1 protein-coding gene is annotated in these 1,466 nt (G+C 43.7%); it reads right to left on the bottom strand.

Annotated elements, in window-relative coordinates; translation table 11 throughout:
- Positions 1-326: 326 nt before the first annotated feature.
- Complete coding sequence (locus AB6E78_RS22865; protein WP_372052197.1) at positions 327-1,331, bottom strand: metal-dependent hydrolase; 1,005 nt, start codon at positions 1,329-1,331, stop codon at positions 327-329.
- Between the last annotated feature and the right edge of the window lie 135 nt (positions 1,332-1,466).

The following is a 1,466-nucleotide window of genomic DNA, read 5'->3' as shown; positions in this document are numbered from 1 at the left end:
CGCTTACCTTTCGCAAGTCCTTGCAGGGCAAGGGGCTTCGTAATCTTGCCCTGAGTATGGTCTGACTCTATCCTATTGTCCATACTATCTAAATATGCTGACTACCTAGAGTGAAGAAAGAAAATGTGTCGGGCCTTTTCCTAACCATTAGTTTATGTATTGTAAAAATAGATTGCCGATGTAGTTCACTCATCGAAGTGAACACACAATGGGGCATAAATGAGCTATAGCTTCCCCTAAATTAACAATTCAGAGATAACTAAACGTATGGAAAGTCGCTTAACGTAGCATCCAGTATTGACGGTGCAGATCAGTTTAAAACTAGCTCATTTATCGCCAGTGAGCATACCGAAGAAGATCTGTCTCGACTCTGGCGTGTTGTCTCTATGAGTTTCGTATTTTACATGCGCGTTTGCATCAACTGCTTTTGATAGCTTGATGCTCCATAGTGCTTTCATTTGATTTGGTACAATTGAATATCGGACATCGATAATACGCAGCTCGTCTGTTGGGTCCTGAGCGATATAACCATTTGAAAACCAGCGGAAACGTTCTATGTCTTTGGCTTGTTGAGAGTCCGGGTCAAGCCAAGGTAAATCCCTGCTAACATTCAGCTTCGCAATCGACTCTCCGGGATACGTGCTTACCGATGTGCCAACCCGCACTGCGTCTACATGGTAATGAGCCTCTGTTTCGTACACCACTTTCCAAACCAAGATATTCGCAAAGCTTGGTTTTGCCTCTAATCGAATCGGTGTGTGTTGCCTTTCTTGCGCTAATTGCCACCCAATCGCCTCTGCCCTGTCTCGCTGAATCATCCCTAATGTTGGATAAATTAGCGCCCAAGTAAACGCAACACGCGCTAGCCAAGGCGCTCGTTTTAACGTCGCAAACACAAGCAACACTAGAATGGGAAGCGTATAAACAGGATCGATGATTGATATGGTATTCCAAGAAAAACGCGCGTTGGTGAAAGGCCAAAGTAACTGCGTGCCATAGGTGGTACAAGCGTCTAACAGTGCATGAGTACCATAGCCCAGAGCACAAAACAGCCAACTTTGTTTGAAAGAAAGCCCACGTTTTTTTGCAATCAGGTGATGCAGAACCAAAGCGCAGATCAAACTGCCAATGGGAATAAAGAAGAGTGAATGGGTAAATTGTCGATGAAATTCCAAAGCCAACAAAGGGTCACTTTGAGACTTAATCAGTGCATCCAAATCTGGTGCTAACCCGGAGAGCAGCCCTAATACCCCAGCAACAACCAAATGTTGTTTTTTGCTGGCAGATTGTGACAAAGAAACGCCTAACACGCCCTGCGTTAAAGGATCCATAAATCACTCATTGATAGCATTCCGTTGAATCAAACAAAATACATTTAGCTATAGCGGTGAACTGTTCATAACTAAACGGTTGGCTCTTCTCCGCTTAGATGAGTCTATAAATTAACAATAAAACCGGTAACACAT

This window comes from Vibrio sp. 10N.247.310.98, from assembly GCF_041467395.1.
GTDB lineage: Bacteria > Pseudomonadota > Gammaproteobacteria > Enterobacterales > Vibrionaceae > Vibrio > Vibrio crassostreae_C.
Note: the sequence above shows the minus strand (reverse complement) of the source record. Positions and strands in the feature narration are given on the sequence as shown.

Excerpts from the sequence above, each read along its gene's own strand:
- AB6E78_RS22865 (WP_372052197.1), bottom strand. The coding sequence starts at position 1,331 with ATGGATCCTTTAACGCAGGGCGTGTTAGGCGTTTCTTTGTCACAATCT.